This is a genomic window from Spirosoma aerophilum (genome assembly GCF_054782495.1).
Map to the genome: position 1 here is coordinate 242,247 of NZ_BAAGSJ010000005.1, position 21,199 is coordinate 263,445.

The 21,199-nt window shown below is 49.7% G+C and carries 15 protein-coding genes; 7 read left to right on the forward strand and 8 right to left on the reverse strand.

Features of this window, described 5'->3' with window-relative positions:
• Positions 1-59 precede the first annotated feature (59 nt).
• Entirely contained in the window at positions 60-1,994 is a 1,935-nt protein-coding gene (locus tag ACYVK4_RS07425; protein WP_461126861.1) for a pseudouridine synthase, read from the reverse strand.
• Between the two features lie 259 nt (positions 1,995-2,253).
• Between ACYVK4_RS07425 and ACYVK4_RS07430 the strand changes: the two genes are divergently transcribed.
• Complete coding sequence (locus tag ACYVK4_RS07430; protein WP_461126862.1) at positions 2,254-4,224, forward strand: acetoacetate--CoA ligase; 1,971 nt, start codon at positions 2,254-2,256, stop codon at positions 4,222-4,224.
• Positions 4,225-4,326: 102 nt separating this feature from the next.
• Here the strand turns inward: ACYVK4_RS07430 and ACYVK4_RS07435 are convergent, their stop codons facing one another.
• From ACYVK4_RS07435 to ACYVK4_RS07450, 4 genes are all read right to left on the reverse strand, one after another.
• Complete coding sequence (locus ACYVK4_RS07435) at positions 4,327-4,878, reverse strand: RNA polymerase sigma factor (RefSeq protein WP_461126863.1); 552 nt, start codon at positions 4,876-4,878, stop codon at positions 4,327-4,329.
• A gap of 733 nt (positions 4,879-5,611) precedes the next feature.
• Positions 5,612-8,062 (reverse strand): 3-hydroxyacyl-CoA dehydrogenase/enoyl-CoA hydratase family protein, encoded by a 2,451-nt coding sequence (locus ACYVK4_RS07440; RefSeq protein WP_461126864.1) that lies wholly within the window; start codon positions 8,060-8,062, stop codon positions 5,612-5,614.
• Between the two features lie 89 nt (positions 8,063-8,151).
• Positions 8,152-8,622 carry a MarR family winged helix-turn-helix transcriptional regulator gene (locus tag ACYVK4_RS07445; protein ID WP_461126865.1) on the reverse strand — a complete coding sequence of 157 codons (471 nt, stop codon included), beginning with the start codon at positions 8,620-8,622 and terminating at the stop codon, positions 8,152-8,154.
• Between the two features lie 177 nt (positions 8,623-8,799).
• Entirely contained in the window at positions 8,800-10,053 is a 1,254-nt protein-coding gene (locus tag ACYVK4_RS07450) for a peroxiredoxin family protein (RefSeq protein ID WP_461126866.1), read from the reverse strand.
• 127 nt (positions 10,054-10,180) lie between these two features.
• Here ACYVK4_RS07450 and rsmH point away from each other — a divergent pair, with 127 nt between their 5' ends.
• Positions 10,181-11,086: a 16S rRNA (cytosine(1402)-N(4))-methyltransferase RsmH gene (rsmH, locus tag ACYVK4_RS07455; protein WP_461126867.1), complete on the forward strand. Its 906-nt coding sequence runs from the start codon at positions 10,181-10,183 to the stop codon at positions 11,084-11,086.
• A gap of 68 nt (positions 11,087-11,154) precedes the next feature.
• Here the strand turns inward: rsmH and ACYVK4_RS07460 are convergent, their stop codons facing one another.
• The 3 genes from ACYVK4_RS07460 to ACYVK4_RS07470 all read right to left on the reverse strand — a co-directional run bounded on the left by ACYVK4_RS07460 (position 11,155) and on the right by ACYVK4_RS07470 (position 14,105).
• Positions 11,155-12,054: an FKBP-type peptidyl-prolyl cis-trans isomerase gene (locus tag ACYVK4_RS07460; RefSeq protein ID WP_461126868.1), complete on the reverse strand. Its 900-nt coding sequence runs from the start codon at positions 12,052-12,054 to the stop codon at positions 11,155-11,157.
• A 30-nt stretch (positions 12,055-12,084) separates the two neighbouring features.
• Positions 12,085-13,062 carry an FKBP-type peptidyl-prolyl cis-trans isomerase gene (locus ACYVK4_RS07465; protein ID WP_461126869.1) on the reverse strand — a complete coding sequence of 326 codons (978 nt, stop codon included), beginning with the start codon at positions 13,060-13,062 and terminating at the stop codon, positions 12,085-12,087.
• An 86-nt stretch (positions 13,063-13,148) separates the two neighbouring features.
• Positions 13,149-14,105 carry a fasciclin domain-containing protein gene (locus ACYVK4_RS07470; protein WP_461126870.1) on the reverse strand — a complete coding sequence of 319 codons (957 nt, stop codon included), beginning with the start codon at positions 14,103-14,105 and terminating at the stop codon, positions 13,149-13,151.
• Positions 14,106-14,560: 455 nt separating this feature from the next.
• On the opposite strand from ACYVK4_RS07470, the gene ACYVK4_RS07475 reads away from it, so the two are divergent.
• The 5 genes from ACYVK4_RS07475 to ACYVK4_RS07495 all read left to right on the forward strand — a co-directional run bounded on the left by ACYVK4_RS07475 (position 14,561) and on the right by ACYVK4_RS07495 (position 21,194).
• Complete coding sequence (locus ACYVK4_RS07475) at positions 14,561-15,298, forward strand: isoprenyl transferase (protein WP_461126871.1); 738 nt, start codon at positions 14,561-14,563, stop codon at positions 15,296-15,298.
• A 105-nt stretch (positions 15,299-15,403) separates the two neighbouring features.
• Entirely contained in the window at positions 15,404-17,989 is a 2,586-nt protein-coding gene (bamA, locus tag ACYVK4_RS07480) for an outer membrane protein assembly factor BamA (RefSeq protein WP_461126872.1), read from the forward strand.
• A gap of 114 nt (positions 17,990-18,103) precedes the next feature.
• Positions 18,104-18,676: an OmpH/Skp family outer membrane protein gene (locus ACYVK4_RS07485; RefSeq protein WP_461126873.1), complete on the forward strand. Its 573-nt coding sequence runs from the start codon at positions 18,104-18,106 to the stop codon at positions 18,674-18,676.
• A gap of 19 nt (positions 18,677-18,695) precedes the next feature.
• Positions 18,696-19,358 carry an OmpH/Skp family outer membrane protein gene (locus ACYVK4_RS07490; protein WP_461126874.1) on the forward strand — a complete coding sequence of 221 codons (663 nt, stop codon included), beginning with the start codon at positions 18,696-18,698 and terminating at the stop codon, positions 19,356-19,358.
• Positions 19,359-19,607: 249 nt separating this feature from the next.
• Complete coding sequence (locus ACYVK4_RS07495; protein ID WP_461126875.1) at positions 19,608-21,194, forward strand: hypothetical protein; 1,587 nt, start codon at positions 19,608-19,610, stop codon at positions 21,192-21,194.
• Positions 21,195-21,199 lie beyond the last annotated feature (5 nt).

Below are 21,199 nucleotides of genomic sequence, written 5' to 3' on the forward strand. Positions count from 1 at the left end.
CGGTTAATACTATGTTAGTAGGGCGCTCTTTCACTCATTCACTCTTTCGCTCTTTAAGTTTACGAATTAAGATACTTCAGTTTCACCACCTCTTTCGGATCGAGGAAGCGCCATTTGCCGCGGGGTAACTCCTTCTTGGTCAAACCGGCATAGGTTGTGCGGTCGAGTTTGGTCACTTCGTAGTCGAAGCTCTCAAAGATGCGACGCACGATGCGGTTGCGACCCGAGTGAATTTCAATACCTACTACATACCCATCGGGCGTAACGATGCTCACAGCGTCGGGCTTGATCGGGCCGTCTTCCAGCTCGATGCCTTTTTTGATGGCTTCCAGATGTTCTTCCGTGATGGGTTTGTCCAGCTCAACCTGGTATATCTTCCGGATGTTGTTCGATGGGTGCGTCAGCTTATCGGCCAGTTCGCCATCGTTCGTGATCAGCAACAAACCGGTTGTGTTCCGGTCCAGACGGCCCACGGGATACATTCGGAATTTGCCCGCATCGGCCACCAGTTCCATAACGGTCTTGCGCTCTTCGGGATCTTCGGTAGTCGTGATGTAATCTTTTGGCTTATTCAGCAATACGTAAACGAAACGCTCGGGAGTCAGCGACTTGGTGCCATACTTAACGGTATCGCCTTCTTTCACTTTGTAGCCCATTTCGGTCACGACTTTGCCGTTCACTGAAATATCACCCCGCGCAATCAGTTCGTCGGCTTCCCGGCGCGAACAAACGCCGGAATTGGCGATGTAGCGGTTCAGGCGTGTGGTACCGTCGCTGGCTGGCTGGCGCTTGGGCTTGTCAGATGCGCCTTCGCCCGATTGGTCCCGGCGCTTGTCGTCGCCCCGGCCACGCTTGAACGTGTCCGCAGCGCGAGTCTGCTCCAGATTATAATTAGGTGCTTTCGTAAAACTTCCGGTTCGCCGATCGCCCGACTCCTTGCGTTGCTTGCCCGAAAAACGGGTATCCTCTTCCCGATCATTCCGGCGTCCGCTGGGCTGATCGTCGCTTCCAAACCGGTTACGCTCGTCGGCTTCCCGGCTAAAACCACCCACCCGTTTGAAGGCAGGCTTCTCCGGCCGGCCAGCACCCCCCTCTCGCGAAAAGCGAGGTGAGCCAGTACGTCCGGAATCACTCCGACGGTCGTTATTGCGGGGAAAGTCACCCCGGTTTATGCGTGGGCGGTCGCCGTCCCGGTTCACTTCACGCGATGGACGATCCCCATCAAAGCGGGTAGCACCGCGACCCTGATCTTTAGCAAAACGGGGCGAATCGGTATCCCGGCTGCGGGTATCCGGCCGCTCATCACGATTAGCGCGTGGGTTTCCGGTTGGCTCGTCGGTACGGGGCGTATTGTTGCGGGGGCCAGCGCCGGCGGGTCGGTAAGTCCGGTCGTCCCGGTTGAAACGGGGGCGATCATTATCCGCCGGGCGGTTAAATTTTGGACGGTCATTATCGCGGCTAAACCGTGGACGGTCGCCATCAGCAGGACGGTCAAATTTCGGACGGTCGTTATCGCGGTTAAAGCGGGGACGATCACCGTCGGCTGGACGATCGAATTTTGGCCGATCATTGTCGCGGCTGAAGCGGGGGCGATCCCCATCGGCTGGGCGATTGAATTTAGGGCGGTCGTTTTGATCGCGATCAAAACGCGGTTTACCCGACGGACCATCCGAACGTGGTCCTGCGGGGCGGAAAGGGCGGTTGGGGGCTCCCGCATTTCGGTTCGGCGAACCTCCGTCTCTTGGCCCGCTAGTCCGATCATCCCGGTTAAAGCGAGGACGATCACCGTCGGCGGGCCGATTAAATTTGGGTCGGTCGTTATCCCGACTAAACCGCGGACGATCATTGTCCCGGTTATCACTACTACGAGGACCCGTTGGTCCATTGCTGCGAACGTCATCCCGACGGCCGAATGAACGACCATCCTGCCGTTGCGGATCACCATCACGGCTTGGTCCGGCTTTCCGGTCGTTCTGTTCTGAATCTTGACTCATGGAATAATACAGTAAATCAGATTTTTATTACTTAAATCTGACTGATAATCAGCTTGATTATTACTTAATAATACAAAATGGGCCACAAAGTTAGGGCTTTTAAAGACAACCTAACTATACCCGTTTTATTGCAACGCTTTTTATCAAAAAAACAATCCGCAGAACCCATTGCTCGTTAGTCAATACCGAGCTATTGGTACAGTTATTTTTTAACGCCCTTAGTTGACAGCCTCATCCTCCATTCCTGACCATTACGTGTATGCCCCGACCAACGCTAACCCCTCTTTACAAACCCAGCAGAAACGCCACCGAACAATCACTTTTAAAACGGTACATGGACTGGCTCTTCGTAAAAAAAGGCTTGTATTTTAGGGACTATGACGATTTGTGGGATTGGTCAGTAACGGATCTGGAAGATTTCTGGGAAAGCATCTGGCAGTTTTTCGACGTCCAGAGCCACACCCCCTACCACCAGGTCATTTTCAGACCAAACCGCCTGGACATGATTGGGGTGACTTGGTTCTCGGAGGCAACACTGAGTTACGCCGAACACATTTTCCGGCACCGCAGCAGCCAGCGGCCCGCTATTTTATTTTCATCGGAACAACAGCCAGCCGTTGCCAGTCTTTCCTGGAGCACCCTCGAACAACAGGTAGCCGCCACGGCCGCTTATTTACGGCAGCATAATGTGGGGGTTGGCGACCGCGTGGTGGCGTTGCTGCCCAACTGTCCGGAAGCCGTTGTCGCCTTTCTGGCAACCAATGCCGTTGGGGCCATCTGGTCGAGTTGTTCGCCCGATTTCGGCACGTCGAGCGTCGTTGATCGGTTTCAGCAAATTGAACCGAAATTATTGATTGCGGCCGATGGGTACACCTACAACGGCAAGCGAATTGACAAAATGGAGTCCATTCGCGAACTGCGGTCAAAGCTGCCAACCCTTGAAAATGTGGTTTTAGTACCTTACCTGGACAAAGAGAGTGAGTTGAGCGGTTCTGTAGACTGGTACGACGTGCTGGACACCCCGGCGCCCGACGGCCTCACTTTTGAAGCTGTTCCTTTCGATCACCCCATATGGGTATTGTACTCATCCGGCACAACGGGGAAGCCCAAGGCCATTACCCACAGTGTAGGAGGTTGTTTACTTGAACACCTGAAAGCACTGGCCCTGCACCAGGATGTACGCGTTGGCGAACGGTATTTCTGGTATTCCACTACGGGCTGGATGATGTGGAATTACGCCATTGGTTCGATGCTGGCCGGTGCCACGCTCGTCCTGTTTGACGGTGCCGCCGGTTACCCCACTATGAATGCCCTCTGGAAACTGGCTGAAGACGCCCGGGTCAATCATTTTGGTGGGGGGGCTGCGTATTATCTGGCCTGTTTACGGGCAGGCCTGCGCCCCGGCGATACGCTGTCGTTACCGCATTTACGCACCATTGGCTCAACGGGCTCCCCCCTGCCGCCCGAAGGGTACCGCTGGATCTATGAAGCCGTAAAGGCAAACGTCTGGTTGATTTCCCTCAGCGGTGGCACCGATGTATGTAGTGGTTTTGTCGGCGGCAATCCGCTCCTGCCCGTCTATGAAGGCGAAATCCAGTGTCGGCTGCTGGGTTGTAAAGTAGACGCCTTTGACGAAAACGCCAAACCAACCCGGGGTGAACTGGGCGAGATGGTTATTATGGAGCCCATGCCATCCATGCCTATCTATTTCTGGAACGACCCGAATAACGAGCGGTATCGGGCAAGCTACTTTGCCGAGTATCCCGGCATCTGGCGGCACGGCGATTACATACGCATTACGGAGCGAAACAGCGTGATCATCTACGGCCGCTCGGATGCGACCCTCAACCGCGATGGTGTGCGGATTGGCACCAGTGAGATTTACAGTGCAGTGGAAAGCCTGCCCGAAATTGCGGACAGCCTGGTGGTAGGGCTGGAAAAACCAGGCGGACAGTATTTTATGCCTCTGTTTGTTGTGCTGAAGGACAATTTTGACCTGACGGATGACTTGAAAAACCGCATCAAACAAACACTGCGGAGTCAGTTCAGCCCGCGCCACGTTCCTGATGCGATTTACGCCATAACGGATATACCTTACACGATCAGCGGCAAAAAACTCGAAACCCCAATCAAGAAGATCTTATCGGGTGTAGATGCGTCCCTGGCCACCAGCAAAGATACCGTACGTAATCCGGCTGCGCTGGACCAGTTTGTGGGTTTTGCTCAGTAACCGACTAACGCTGGCCTTAAAATGAATCAACCCGCAACTGTTATTGCGGGTTGATTCATTTTAAGGCCGTGAGGCAATTTTACACGAACAGTAGTGTCACGCTTATGCAGTATACATTTTCTCATACAGCTTGTAGATCTTATCCCGACTTCGCTTAAGACGCATTTTCACCGTACTCTCTTTCAGTTCACAAATCTGACCAATGGCGGCAATGCTCATGCCCTCTTCGTACTTGAGCTTTAGCAAAACTTGTTCATTGTCAGAAAGAGACTCCATGGCGCGATTAACCAGGTAGAGCGTTTCTTCATGCAAATACTCATCCTTTGCTTCCGGAATGTCATGCTTGAACGTTTCATCAATACCCGTCACGGATAGCCTTCTTGATAACCGGATCTGGTCAGAGCAGTAATTAAAGGCTATTGAATAAAGCCAGGTCGAGAAACTCGACCGTTCCTGAAAAGCATCCAGTTTATGGAACACTTTCAGGAAGATGTCGTGCGTAAAATCTTCTGCTTTCAATGGGTCTTTGGTCATCGACAAACAACGTCTATAGACTTTGTTCACATAACGATTGTAAAGAGCCTCAAAGCAATGTGCAGGCTGACTGGGCAGGTACTGCCGAATCATCTCTTCGTCACTCAGTGGAACATTCATTTAATTTTTATGGGCTAGTTTACTTTTATGGGTAGGCAATACTGATTACAAGTTAATTAAATCACCATATAACCTGTTTCAATAGATTGATAAATATATATTAAGTGGCACAAATTTTGATAGACAATGATACTTTTTACAACTAAATCTTGAATTATTTATAACTATACGACATATAATATATTAGTAGGTCGTGTTTGCTAATTAACTATACGATAAAACTACCCGGATAGATTACTTATTAGTACAAACTCATAATTTTTAATGTACATTAACTGTTATTTCCTACTTTCTCAATAGTCAAAGAGTACAAACATTTAGGTGTCTATTTTGTGCGTTGGCATCCTCTAAAATCAACTTTATCTATATTATATATCTGTTCGATAGATATTTAGTGCGTTTAATAAAAAATGATACGTCAGTACTAGTCACTTTTCATACTATTGCCAGACTATCCTCCTTTACCATTCAGGTGTAAAGTATACTCATTACTCGGTGCATAACTACCAGCCATCGTAAAGAAGTCCCTACCTGTCAGCCTGCTTGGGTGTTGCCATACAGGTGGATGAGCAAACCAATCCTGGCCAACAAAAAAGGCACACGCGCGAAACATAATTTCGCGCGTGTGCCTTTAGCATTTGCTACATAATTAAGCCAGGCAGGAGGTGCATCTGAATGCACCTCCTGCCTGGCTAATCAGTTCATCCACAGTGACCACACAATTGTCGGCAACTTAGTTCCGTAATGGCTTGCCTCCGGTTAACAGGCTTTGTATTCGCTCCAGCGTCTTCTTTTCACCGGTAAGCGACAGGAAAGCTTCACGCTCCAGATCGAGCAAATACTGCTCCGATACAACCTGAGGGGCACTTAGATCACCGCCACAAATGACGTAAGCCAGCTTATCGGCAATTTTCATATCGTGATCGGAGATGTAGCGCCCCATTCGCATGGCTGTCAATCCTGCCTTGAATAAAGCGATACCGGTTTTGCCCTGGACCTTAATGTCGGCCCGTGGCTTGGGTTGTGTATAACCATTGTCAGCCAGTTCGATAGCCGCCTGTTTAGCTTCGGCCAGCAGCCGACTGCGGTTAAGTACAATCTGATCGGTCGACCGCAGGTAATTCATGTCACGTGCTTCCTGCGCCGAAGTCGATACTTTGGCAGTGGCAATGTTCATGAACACATTCTGTAGAATATTTAACTCAGGATCACCGGTTTGATACAGATCTGAGGCACGGGCGGCCATCTCTTTAGTACCACCCCCTGCCGGAATCAGACCCACTCCCACTTCGACCAAACCAATATAGCTCTCGGCATGGGCTACAGCCCGGTCAGCATGTAATACGGCTTCGCAACCACCACCGAGCGTAAGGGTATGCGGTGCAACCACAACCGGAATGGACGAATAGCGCAATCGGGTGATGAGTTTCTGGAACTGGGCAATCATCAGGTTCACCTCGTCGAACTCCTGCTCTACGGCAAACATGAACAGCGTGGCCAGATTGGCTCCCGCCGAGAAGGCTTCGGTAGAGTCGTTCCCTACAACCAGCCCCCGGAAATCTTTTTCGGCCAGCGAAATACCTTTGTTCAGCGCTTCGGATACGCCCTGGCCGAAGGTGTTCATCTTGCTGCGGAATTCGACGTTCAGGATACCGTCGCCAATGTCGTAGATCGCGGCATCGGCGTTTTTCCAGACTACATTGTTACTCAGGTTCTCCAGAATTGTGAATGCCTCCACGCCCGGAATCGCCTTGTAGCTTTTGGTTGGAATGTCGTAGTATTTGCGCTTGCCGTTTTCCACTTTATAGAAGCTTGGTTCGGCATTCCGATCGAAGCCAGCTTCCAGCATGTCATACACCCATTGGGCGGGTTTCTGCCCCTGGGCTTCAATCATGTCGAGGCCATTTTTTACGCCAATAGCGTCCCAGGTTTCAAAGAGTCCCAACTGCCAGCCAAAACCAGCCGTAATAGCCGCGTCGATCCGATACAGTTCGTCTGAGATTTCGGGGATGCGGTGCGTAGCATATTGGAATCCGTCCGCTAAGGTTTTACGATAAAATTCACCTGCCTTGTCTTTGCCGGCAACTAATACCGGGAAGCGTTTCTTAAGGCTATCAATTGCTTTGGTGCTTTCCAGCGTCGCAAATTTTACCTTCTGCGATGGTTTATACTCGAACGTTTTCAGGTCAAGTGCCAGAATCTGGGTTTGGCCCGTCGAATCCTTTGTTTTCTTATAATAACCCTGACCGGTTTTATCACCCAGCCATTTGTTCTCCATCAGTTTCTGCACCGAAGCTGGCAACTCAAAACTCGCCCGCGACTCGTCGTGCTCCATTTTAACCAGATTCCCGGCCACGTTGACGGTCGTATCCAACCCGACAACATCCGACAGTCGGAACGTTCCTGACTTGGGCCGACCAACCACCGGACCGGTCAGCTTATCGACTTCTTCAACGGTGAGGCCGAGTTCTTCAGCTACGCGGATGGTCTGGATCAGCGATTGAATGCCCAGCCGGTTTGCAATAAACCCAGGCGTATCTTTACATAGAACGGTCGTTTTACCAAGGTATAAATCGCCGTAGTTCATCAGGAAATCAATAACGTCCGGATCCGTATCCGGGCCGGGTATGATCTCCAGCAAACGCAGGTAACGCGGTGGGTTGAAAAAGTGCGTTCCGCAGAAGTTCCGTTTGAAATCCTCCGTTCGGCCTTCGGCCAGCAGATGCATCGGAATCCCTGACGTATTCGACGTAATCAGCGTGCCAGGCTTCCGAAACTGCTCAACCCGCTCGTATACCGACCGCTTAATATCCAGACGTTCGACAACAACTTCGATCACCCAGTCATAGGTCGAGATCTCCTTCAGATTATCGTCGAAGTTTCCCAGCTTCACCCGCTCCGCAAATTTGGGGGTGTACAATGACGCCGGACTGGCTTTGAGCATAGTCTGGAAAGCATCATTGACGATGCGATTTCGCACAGCCGGGTTCTCCGTCGTCAATCCTTTGGCCTGTTCGGCAGCATTGGGTTCCTTCGGGACAATATCCAGCAATAGAACATCGGCCCCGATGTTGGCAAAATGGGCGGCAATGCGCGAGCCCATAATACCGGAGCCTAACACGGCCACGCGCCGAATGGTCCGATTCTTCGTTTGAGCTTTGGGTTTTTCTAAGGTAGCTTCCATGCGTTTTGTTTTACTCAAATGGGATAGGAATGCGGCCGGGCTAGCATTCCTATCTTTTGTGTTTTTAACTAACTATCGGTATCAGCGGACTATTCCAGGGGCAGTTCCTCCGGTTCGCCGGCTTTTATTTTCGTATTTTCTTCTTCGACCATCTTGTTGATCTCTTTCATTACATCGAAGAAGACAACCAGTTTGTCGAGGGGGATTTTCTCCCGAATCATATTGTTGAACTGGATAACACCATCGCGGGCCATCTCCCGTTTAGCCTTTCCTTCGTCGGTAAGGTAGATCCGGACGAACCGTTTGTCGTTGCCATCCACTTCCCGCCGAATCAGGCCACGCTCTTCCAGACTTTTCAGCATCCTGACCAACGACCTCGGCTCCATGCCCAGCAACGGCCCGATTTTAGTAGCCGGTGTTCCCTCATCGAGGTCAATGTTCAGCAGCACATAGCCAATGGCCATAGTGATACCGAAACGGGAGGCATAGGCATTGTACATGCGCGAAATGGCATGCCACCCCCATTTTATATGGAAATCAACCGTCTTCTCCTTCTTCATAACTGGTGTCGTCTGCAACTTATGGATGTAAATCTACTATTTTTTTTGAAAATAGTATGCGTGCATACTAAATGTCTGAACCTGGATTTATTTGATTTTTTCTGATTGCCATGATTTCGCTAGACCGGTAGGATCAATCCTGGTGATCAGAAAAAATCAAATAAATCCAGGTTCAGACTATTCTGCCAACAACTTATCTACCAGCCGATTGAATTCTTCTACGTATTGATCGTAGTATTTACCCGTGCCGGGACCCGAAAAACCGGTATGGATATGCCGCACTTTCCCTTTCTTGTCGAGGAAAATGGTGGTTGGAAAAGCGACAACGGCATTTAAATCCGGTAAGGCTTTGGAGGCCTGCGCTTTATCATTGGTACCCGCCAGCGCAATTGGGTAATCGATCTTAAATCGCTGTTTCATGCGCTCGATCTTCGGGCCCGACTCGGCCATCTCGGCCGATCGCTCAAACGACAGGCCTACGATTTCAACACCGCGCTGTTTGTTTCGCTTATACCAGGGACTCATAAAATTGGTTTCGTCCATACAATTGGGACACCATGAGCCCATGATCTGCACAATTGTCACTTTATTTTTAAAGCGCGGATCGGTTATGGAAACGATCTTACCATCGGGCTCAGGGAATGAAAAATTGAGTGTTTTCGCACCGGGCTTCAGATAGGTGAGTTTAGCCGGATCGGGCAGTTCGGCTTTAGGATCGAAGCGGGCTGCCCAGGCCTCATAGCCTGTCACGCTGGCCCAGTGCCCACCGCGCAACGTTTTTGTAGCTGGCTCGTAGCCAGCTTTAAAAAGATAGACATGTGACCCATCAAAACAGGATAGAAATAAACTATCGCCCACCACATTCCCATCGAGGTAACGGTAATCGCCGGTGGGTGTCAGAAATGTTCCACTCAGTTGATTTCCTTTCTGGCTAAAGACCCCAACGGCATTAACGGTATCTACTTTGCCAGTCTTGCTGCCAAACTCGGTCGCCCAATTTCCGCTCAGATTAGTCGAAGCGGTTTTCTCAGTGGGTACGAAGCGATACGTTACCCCATGCTGGGCTTCGAAGGGCAGCGTTTGCACTTGTTGACCTGTTCTTCGTCGGCGCCATACACCCCGGAGCGTATTACCGTCTATCTTTGCCACTAATTCCGATTCAAACAGGGCCATTGGGATATGAATCGAGTCGTCCTGCACGGTAGAGGGGTCCATGGGTAAGCGCTCATTGCCGTTGATAGCGAAAACCGTGTACCCTTTGGCAGTACCGGGAGCCGGTTTTATGTCCAGCCCGAACGGTAATTCGCCACCCCGGGTTTTCAGAACGGCCCGGTAGATGCCGGGTTTGACAGTGGCCGGGGCCGATTGTCCAGAGCAGGCCGATGGCCCAAAGAGCAGTGTGATTGCTGCAACGGGAAGAAAATGTTTCATTGTTTTATTAAATTCAGGATGCTGGTTGTATCTGTTAAACAAGTATACGTCAAAAAACGTCTGTATGCGTTTAGTAGCTGAGCGTCAATGTCCAAAATAACGACCGCCTAACACGGTTAGTTTCTGAATGACTACCTACCACGAACCCGTTTTATTACAAGCCTGCATCGACGGCCTGAATTTACAACCCGGCGGCACCTACGTCGACATCACCTTTGGCGGTGGTGGCCACAGCCGTGAGATCCTTAATCAGCTGGAAGCAGGGCGGCTCTTTGGCTTCGATCAGGACGCCGATGCCCGTGCCAATGCGCAGGCGATCGCCGACCCCCGGCTTACGTTTGTGGCGTCTAACTTCCGAAATATCAAACGATACCTGCGACTCTATAAAGCCGAACAGGTGGATGGTATTCTGGCCGATCTGGGCATTTCGTCCCACCAGATCGATACGCCCGAACGGGGTTTCTCGACCCGCTTCGATGCTGACCTTGACATGCGCATGAACCAGAACGCCGACAAAACAGCGCGTCAGGTTGTTAACGAATACACGGAAGCAGACCTGCACCGCATTTTGGGCATGTATGGCGAAATTACCAATGCCCGAACGGCAGCCGCAGCACTGGTGTCGGCCCGGTCGAACAAGTCCCTCAACACGGTCAATGATCTTAAGGCGGCTCTGCAACGACTGGCCCCCAGAGGAAAAGAGAATAAATACTTCGCTCAGGTGTTCCAGGCACTTCGCATTGAAGTAAATGAAGAGCTTCAGGCGCTGGAAGAATTTCTGGAGCAGGTGCCGGACATCCTCAAACCCGGCGGCCGGCTGGTCGTTATGTCTTACCACTCCCTCGAAGACCGGCTGGTAAAGAACTTCATTAACAAAGGAAAATTTCAGGGCGATGTGGAGAAGGACCTATTCGGAAATGATATCAAACCTTTGCAGTCGGTAACGCGAAAACCCGTCGAAGCCACACCCGAGGAGATTGCCCGGAACCCCCGTGCCCGCAGCGCCAAACTACGAATTGCCGAGAAGCTGTAGTACACACCAAAAAAGGGGCTGTGCACATTGGTGCACAGCCCCTTTTTTGGTAAAATTCACTTCGGCGCTTATTGAACCGATACCAGTTCAATATCGAAGCGCATGGGTGCATACGGAGGAATGCTTCCGTTGCCGGTAGTTCCATACCCGATCTTCGACGGCAAGATGATGGTGGCTTTCTCACCCGTCTTCAGCTTGGCCAACCCTTCATCGAAACCCGGAATAGACCGCCCCAATGTAGTTAAATAGGTGCCCGTTCCCGTACTGTCAAAAGCGGTTTTAGCCCGCAGGAGCTGCCCCCGGTATTTTACGGAAAGACTTTGATTGGCGGTAGGGGTTATACCGGTAGGATTGTCGAGCGTTTTGATAAAGCGCAATCCGGTTAGCGTTACCTCCGTTGGCGTCAATTTATTCGCCGTCATGTACTCATTGATCTGTTGATCTTCCGTTCGTATCCGTTTCAATCTCACATTAAGCCGTATAGGCGCATTGGGCGGCACCTTCCCGTCGTTGCTGCCGCTGGATCCGAACGCGTAGGCAGACGGCAACATGATAACGGCTTCGTCGCCTTCGCGCATCCGCAGTAACCCCTCCGTCAAACCCGGATTAGTTGATACCAGATAGGCATAGTTCGACTTGGTCGCATACGTTGAATCAACAAACGAGTCGACTACCAGCGCTGAGTTTGTTGTGCTCCGGGTCAGTGCATAGATCGAATAACTATATTCAACTTCCTGACCATTAGCCGGTGTCGTCGTTGATGTGCCTGCTTTTGTTAAGGCATAATAGGTACCTGTCGTCGTCATTGTACCCGACAGCCCTTTGCTGGTGGCATAAGTTTGAATATCGGCAGTGTTCGATTGAAAGATTGCCTCGTCGCTGGTGCCAACATCCTCTTTCTGGCAGGAAGACAACCCGCCGACCAGGAGGAGGCCGAAGCCGATAATTGATAAAGAGAGTTTACGCATGAAAATAGACTGAATTTAAATTGTCTTTTGTTAAAGATTTATCTTAACTACCTCAACATCAAACCGTAAAGGTGTATTAGGAGCAACTTTATATAAACCTGTTTCTGTATTAACAAGTCCCTTCGTGCCAAAACCTATCGAAGACGGAAAAATGAACGTCGCTTTTTCACCAACCTTCATTCCCACAAGGCCCTCTTTGAAGCCGACCAGATTATAGGGGTCAACACCAGCTTTTGTACTGTCGAAGCCGACGGCAGTCTGGGCACGCAGCTGCTTTGCCACATAATTAATAGTCACCGTCGAATTCGCCTTTATAGTGTCTCCAGTGGCAACACTCAGGGTTTTAATGAACCGAAGGCCGCTCGTGGTCACCCTGGTGGGCGTCAGCTTATTGGCGGCCATGTATTCATTGATCTGCTGCGCTTCCGTGCGGGCCCGTTTCAACGTTACATCAAACCGAATCGGCGAGTTTGCGGGGACATTGCCATTGGTAACGCCACCATACCCTAAGAGCGACGGCATGATCAGTATCGCTTTTTCACCTTCATGCATTCGCCGTAAACCTTCTTCCAGACCCGGTTTTAAAGACTTTTCAAAAAGAGGAAAGAAAGCCGACGTTGATGCAAAAGCAGAATCTACCTTGACGGCCGTTATAGCTACCGGGCTGGTCGTTGTCCCGCTCGTTACCGTTGTGCTTGCCCCGTTGCTGGGGCCGTTGAGTACGTAAAGCGTATAATTGAACTCCACTTCCTTGCCGTAATTGTCTACGGTGGTAGCTGAATTCGGCTGTGTCGTGGCAAAATAGAGACCCGAACTGGTCGTTGTAGCCGACATGCCCTGGCTGACGATATACGACTGGAAGGCCGGGGTCGATGTATACGTTTTTATATCGGCCTGGTTTGCCAGCAAGGTCGAAGCCGTATTCGTGGCATCAATATTTTCCTGTTTACACGAAGCTAACCCACTCAGCAGCAATGCCCCCAACAGGATAAAATGAAGAATACGCATGAAACTAAAATAACCAGAAATCTTAAACACTACGCTTAATGACCCCAAAACGTGGCAGAGCGTTGTAAACCTGTTAAAATTTATCATTACGGTTGTAATACCTGGTCGATAATATGTACGACTCCGTTGGTAGCAGGGATGTCGGCAGGCTTAATCATAGCCGCCGTTGTGTTTTTATTGCCTTTTATCGTGAGCTGGTTCGCGGTTGACGTAACGGTGAGTCTGTTTCCGCTCAGTAAGGTATTGACCGTTCCGGTTTGCAATTGGTTTGAAAACGCAACGCCCGAAACCACATGATAGAGCAGGACGTTGGTCAGCGTTTGCACATTAGCGGCATTGACGGCGGCCAGATCTTTAAAGCCTGCCGCCTGAAACGCGGCATTCGTCGGTGCAAATACCGTTACGAGCGTTGTCGACGTTTCATTGTTCAGGGTTGCCAATAAAGTAGGGTTACTGGCTCCAACGCGCTGAGCAGCGGCTGTTAAAAACGTTAAATTTGGATTGTTCTGAATGGTGGTCAGCAGATTCCCGGCCGTTGGCGTCAGCACACGATCTATACTGTGTATATAGCCATTGGCTACCGCCAGATCGGCCTGAATGACCTGCGCGTTATTGATAAAGATCTTACCATCCGACGATTTATTGAGAAAGGCAATGCCTTTGCTCGCCGTAGCCACTGGATTTTGGCCCGATGGAATGGCTGAGGCCGCAACAGACCCGTATAACACATGATACATGACCAGTGCTTTTACCTGCTCTTTCGGTAAGGCCGTAATAGCCGCTGGAGAACCCAGTCCATATGCCTGAAAAGCGGCATCGTTGGGCGCAAACAGCGTCAGATTAGCCCCTTTAAGGGCATCATTCACTTCGGCATAGGTTGCAGCAACCCGCAGCAGACTAAACTGAGTATCTTCAATAACCCGGTCGATTACAGTGGGCGGTGTGGCAACGGTATCGTCGTTCTTCTGGCAACCCAGTAAAACCATAACCAGCAAAACAAATACAGAAACCCGACGGGTGCTCATCAAAAAAAAGGGGTTCATACGCATGAAAAACGAGTTAACAGGAATCTGATCTAAAACGCCAGACCCCAACTTATAGTCTTCAAAGGCAAAGATACGCGAAGTAAGCGAGTCGGTAAGCGGCTTTGCCTAAGTCGGTAAGCGGCTTTGCCTAAGTCAGTAAGCGGCTTCGCCTAAGTCGGTAAGCGGCTGCGCCTAAGTCGGTAAGCGGCTGCGCCTAAGTCAGTAAGTCAGTAAGTAGCTGACGCATGTGTTGATCTGGCGTCAGCCACTTACCGACTTACTAACTTACTAACTTAGGCGAAGCCGCTTACTGACTTATTAACTTACTAACTTAGGCGAAGCCGCTTACCGACTTACTGACTCACTGACCAACTTACCCAACTTATTAACTTACCAATTAACTCACTCACTTACCGACTAAAATTCCGTATCTTCGCGGTCTTGTTAACTTTTGTTAAAACTCCCCCATTGGGATGAAGGAACACATTGACCCGAGCAATCTGCCCCAACACATTGCCGTTATCATGGACGGAAACGGACGCTGGGCGAAAAAACAGGGTGCTGCCAGGGTATTTGGCCACCGCAATGCAATTAAGGCCGTGCGGGAAACAACGGAAGGCTGCGCAGAATTAGGGGTGAAATACCTGACACTCTACGCGTTTTCAACCGAAAACTGGAATCGTCCGAAATATGAAGTAGATGCCTTAATGACGTTACTGGTTCATACCATTCGGGGGGAGATAAAAACATTGATGGACAACAACGTCAAGTTGGCGACCATTGGTCATACCGGTAGTTTACCAACCGATTGCCAGCGGGAACTGGCAGAAGCCATCCGCGAAACCAGCCAGAATACGGGCCTGACCCTGGTGCTGGCCCTGAGTTACAGCGGTCGCTGGGAGATTCTGGAAGCCGTTCGACAGTTATCGGCTGAAGTGCGGGACGGTAAAATCACCCCCGATCAGATTGACGAAACCGTGTTTGGCCAACATCTGAGCACCAAAGGCATTCCTGATCCCGAATTGATGATTCGAACCAGTGGCGAAATGCGCATCAGCAACTTTATGCTTTGGCAACTGGCTTACTCTGAATTATACATGCCCGATGTGCTCTGGCCCGACTTCCGTAAAGAGCACCTGTATGAAGCTATATTGAGTTATCAGCAACGCGAACGTCGGTTTGGAAAAACCAGTGAACAGTTAGTGAAGTAAGCCAAAACAAGGGGCACCGTTTTATGGAAAATTAAGGGTATGCATTACAACCCTTTTCGAACCAGCGGACTCCTGACAATCAACAACATAATTGTAATACATAACTTGGAACACCGTATAAAAGTACTAGTAGGAGCCGTTTGCCTGCTCATTGGTCTGCTGCCTGCCAAGGCTCAGGTGCGCGTTGGCGTTCCGCGCGACACCCCCGTTCCGACAGAAACGAACGATCTGCTCAATTACGCCAATCCAAAAGAATATGAAATTACCGGTCTATCCATAACCGGAACGCGGTATCTGGACCCAAACTCATTAGTGTCGCTTACCGGACTGAAAGTGGGCGATAAAGTTCGACTACCTGGCGAGGCAAATGGTTCGTCGGTTCGCAAACTGATGGAATCGGGTCTTCTGGACGATGTAGAAGTGTTTGCGACGGAAACGGGTGAAGGTAAAGTTTCTCTCATGTACCGGGTACGCGAGCGCCCCCGCCTGTATCGGGTTAGTTTCATGGGCATCAAAAAAGGAGAGCAGGACAACCTGAAAGACAAAGTAAAACTCAACCTGGGTAAAATCGTGACCAACACGATCACCAAGAATACCCAGATGGCTACCCGCAAATACTTCGTGGACAAAGGGTACCTGAACACGAAAGTTAAGATTACGACTATTCCTGACAGCACACGAAACAACGCGACTATGCGCGTGTTGGTGGATAAAGGACAAAAGGTCAAAATTGCCAAAATCAACTTCAATGGACTGAATGAAGTAGACGAGTCGGCGGTGCGTATGAAGATGAAAGGCACCAAAGAGCAGCGTTTCGGACGGGTGTTTACCCCATCGAAATTCGTTCCCAAGAAATACGAAGAAGACAAACAGAAGCTTGTTGAATATTACAACAAACTGGGTTATCGGGATGCGGCTATAGAAGAAGACACCATCATCCATAACGGGAATAACACGATCAGCATCAACATGAAGTTGAATGAAGGTCATCAGTATTACTACCGCAAAATTGATTTCTCGGGTAATTACCTCTATACATCCGATCAGTTACGCTCCGTGTTGGGCATCACAAAAGGCGATGTGTACAACCCCGACGATCTGGACAAACGCCTGAACGGTAACCCGGGCCAGGACCTGAGTTCGCAGTATATGGATCTGGGCTATCTGTACTACAATGCTCAACCCATCGAACGGGCCATTGAAGGCGACTCCATCGATCTTGAGATTCGTATTTTTGAAGGTAAGCAGGCCACCATCAATAAGGTCATCCTGAACGGTAATACAAAAACCAGCGATCACGTGGTCATGCGGACCATCCGGACGCTGCCCGGACAAAAGTTCTCGAAAACGAACCTGATTCGTACCCAACGCGAATTATCGACACTCGGCTATTTCGACCCCGAGAAAATTGGGATCAACCCCGTTCCGCAAAGTGATGGCACCGTTGATATTGAATATACGGTAGAAGAGAAGCCCTCCGACCAGATCGAGCTTTCGGGCGGATGGGGTGGCTACGTAGGCTTCGTTGGTACACTGGGCCTGACGTTTAACAACTTCTCGGCCCGTAATATACCGAACCTGAAAGCCTGGCGGCCTTTGCCGGCCGGTGACGGGCAGCGGGTGCAGTTACGTTTCCAGGCCAATGGCTCGCAGTACCAGGTGTATTCGTTGTCGTTTACCGAACCCTGGCTGGGCGGTCGTAAACCCAATGCGTTGTCGGTAAGCGCCAGCCACACGGTCTATCAAACGTTCTATGATCCACTCAACCCGGCCAGTATCTACCAAAGCCTGAAAGGTCGTAAACCAACCGGTTCGTATACCAACACGGCCGTTACCATCGGGCTGGGTCGTCAGTTAAAAGTCCCCGATGATTATTTCAGCCTTAGCAACTCGATCTCGTTTCAGCGGTACGATTTGAACAACCTCGATTTGTTCTACATTGGCTACAAAGACGGTATCTCGAACAACATCACGTTCAACACAACACTTTCGCGGAACAGCATCGACAATCCCCAGTTTCCCCGAAACGGCTCGTCCTTTACGTTGAGCGGCTCGTTTACACCGCCTTATTCGGCCTGGCGTACCACCACGACCACCGAGAAACCGGAAGACAAGTACAAGTTTGTTGAATACCACAAATGGATGTTCGACGCCAGCTGGTTCCAGACGGTATTTGGTAAGTTAGTGTTGAACGCGCGGGCTCACATGGGATTTCTGGGCAGCTATAACAAACGTACCTCCATTGGACCATTCGAACGGTTCGTGTTGGGTGGTTCCGGTCTGGCTGGTCAGGGACAGTTTGCCCTTGCCCAGGACATCATTGGTCTTCGTGGTTACGATGACCGCAGTGTGTATACGGCCGATTATGACCGTGCCGTTGATGCGCAGGCTCGCAGCCAGGGCGGTGTTGCCTACAACAAATTTGTGGCAGAACTCCGGTATCCTGTATCGCTGAATCCATCGGCAACAATCTTTGTTCTTGGCTTCCTCGAGGCTGGTAACAACTGGGGCAGCTACAAGCAGTACAATCCGTTTGACCTGAAGCGGTCAGCTGGTTTTGGTGCCCGTATCTTCATGCCAGCCTTTGGTCTGATTGGTATCGACTATGGCTATGGCTTCGACAAGATTCCAGGTGTGAAAGACAAAGCGTCAGGACAATTCCACTTTACGATCGGGCAGCAGATCAGATAAGATTCTGAAAACTTAAACGTTTTTAATAAACCTACAAGGCCCTCAAGGCCTTGTAGGTTTACAGATATCAGCCTTGACAATCAATTACTTCCCGCAAAAATTGACGTGTGATCAATGAAAAAAGCCCTAATTTTCGTACTTTTGTGCGCTGTTTGGCTAGTCACTCCAGCCAAAGCGCAAAAGTTCGGGTACGTAGACACGGAGTTTATTTTTGGCAAAATGCCCGAATATCAGAAAGCACTTACGGAAATTGACAAATTTGCAGACAAGTGGTCGAAAGATATTCAGGACAAATATGTTGAGATAGACAAACTGCAAAAAGCGTATCAAGCCGAAGAAATCCTGCTGACAGAAGACATGAAGCGCGATCGGCAGCGGGCTATCAGCGATAAAGAGCGGGAAGCACGAGATTACAACAACAAGGTGTTTGGCTATCAGGGGTTACTTTTCGAAAAGAAAAAGGAACTGATGAAAGCCCCAATGGAGTTAGTTAATCGGGCGGTAGAAAAAGTGTGTTTGCAGAAAAAGCTGGACTTTATGTTCGACAAAGCCTCTGATTTTGTTATGCTTTACACTAACCCACGGCACGATTATTCTGACTATGTGATGGAAGAACTGGGATTAGACATTAAACCAACGGCTACTAACAGTAATCCAACAAACAAAACAACCACAAAACCAAAGTAATACAAACAACTAATTCGAGATGAAGAAAAACCTCGTCATGGCGTTCGCAGCAGCCCTTCTATTAGGCGGTTTCAGCGCTCAGGCACAAGCCCCAGCGACAACACCAGCTACGACCACTGCAGCTGGTCCATTGAAGTTAGGCTATACGAACATTGATTACGTTCTGTCGCAAACGCCCGATGCTAAAGATATTCAGAACCAATTGACCATTCAGCGGACGCAAACAGAAAACGAACTGAAGCGGATGCAGAAGGAATTGGAAGACAAATACACTGCCTACGAAAAAGGGGCAGCACAAATGTCGGACGTGATCAAAAAAGACCGTGAAACGGAACTACAGAGCCTGCAAGCCCGTATTCAGGAATTTAGCCAGACCGGCCAAACGTCACTGCAAACGAAATACCAGCAACTGGTAAACCCCGTTGTGCAGAAAATCCAAAAGGCTATTGATGCCGTTGCCAAAGAAAACGGGTATCAGTATGTATTCAACCTGGATGCCGGTGCTAACACCATCCCCATTCTTCTGGTTGCTCCCGAAGAAAATAACATCACGGAGCTGGTACTGAAAAAAATGGGCATCGATCCAGCGAAAGCAGCAGCAGCCGCTAAACCAGCCACAACGGGTGGAAGCACTCCAGCTGCTAAACCAGCCGCAGGTGCAGCTGCGCCTAAAAAGAACTAAGGCTGTAACAAACGCATAAAAAAGTCGCTCTCCGTATGGACGGAGAGCGACTTTTTTATGCGTTTACCTTTTCCACTGTCCGTCAGCCTTACTTAAACTGTATTACTTTTTATTGGAAATATGTAATTATTTTTGCTATTCAAGGCCTCTTTGCTAAGAATAATCTCAAATCGGGTTTATAATCCCAATCGGGCAAAATCTTAGACTTACTTTTACGTTTTTGAAAACAGACCACCTTTGAACGTTATTATGAACCGAACTGCCGGTATATTGGCATGGGCGCTACTGTTTGGTACCATAGGCAGCCTCCATGCGCAGGATTCCAAGTCAATTCAATTACTCTTGCCAACGCAAACCAATTGGAACGTTGTGCCCGAAGGTAGTACAGTCCGATTCGATTTAAAGGCAACGGGTGCACCCAGCGACACGCTGAAATTTTCTTTTGGCAACGATAAACAGGATGGTATGCAGCTTGACTCCCTGGGTCATTTTAGCTGGACACCGGGCTATGATTTGGCTGATCGTATCCAAACGACTAAAATTTACCCTGTAAGCTTTGAAGTTCGCAATACGCATGGGCAAACGGTCACGCAAAATGCTGAATTCAAAGTAACCCATGTGAATCGCCCGCCCGTCATTGGTGAACTACGCCCCTTCTATGTGAGCTACCGAACGCAGAATACCTATAAAATGGATTCGCAGACCGTTCGGGACGATGATGGCGACCCGATCGTGTTTATCCCTATTGCCGATCAAATGCCCGAAGGCAGCAAACTTTCGTCGCAGGGTGAGTTGACCTGGACGCTGTCCCTCAATCAGTTTAACCGATTGAAGCAAGCGCCCCAGTATATGGAATTCTGGGTGGAAGATCAGCCAGCCAAAACACGTACGAAAGGACGGCTAAAAATAGAAGTGACGCAGATGGACCTGCCACCCGACATTGCCGTGATTCCGAAAGATGTTCACTACAAACTGAAAGAAAACGCAAACGTAAATCTTAAGTTCTACCTGTCGGACCCTAATGGTGAAGACGACGTCGCGGCTTTTGGCTTTCTGTCCGATAACCAGCAGATACCAAAATCAGCCCTGGTCAAGAACACGGATAATCAATACGAATTTATCTGGCAACCTGGCTATGAGTTTGTTAAAGACCCGTACGATTCGCTGACAGCCCAAATTACCTTCTACGTACTGGACAAAGCCCAAAACCGCGAAGAACGTCGGATCACGTTCACGGTACTGAATACCGTCAATGAAGCTGAAAAGGACCGGTATTATTACAACCAATACCGCCAAGTGCTGGTGCAGGCCTGGGGCCTGATTGAACAGCTCGGTGACAAAGAAGAACAGCTCAAGCATGATTACAAGAAAGCGAAAGGCGGCAAACGGAATCGCTCTGTAGCCAACGCATCGCTGGGTGCCGTTACAGGTGTAACCCCCGCCGTTACAGGTTCAAGTGCCAGTGTTGATGCCCAGAAAAACGGACGAATTATTTCGGCGGTTGGCGGCACGGCCGTACTGACCATGGGCACGCTGGAAGCGACGGAAGTGATTGGCAAATCAATGAAAGATTTGCTCGACCGCTATAACTACGTGCTGGGCAAACGCAGTGAACTCCAGAACAAGGGGGATGTATTTGCCCGAGAATTCGCCTTGAAATCTGCCCGCCGAAACGGAGAGTTTGTTAAGAAACTGGACGATTTCCGGAATGCGATGAGCTTGAGCGGTCTGGTGGCGCTGGAGCTGGATGCCAACTGGCAAAGCAAGAAAGAAGCTACCGATAAGGCCTTGAAACGGACATTTAAAGATTTTGCGCCTTTAGAGGAAACCCAGTAACCCAA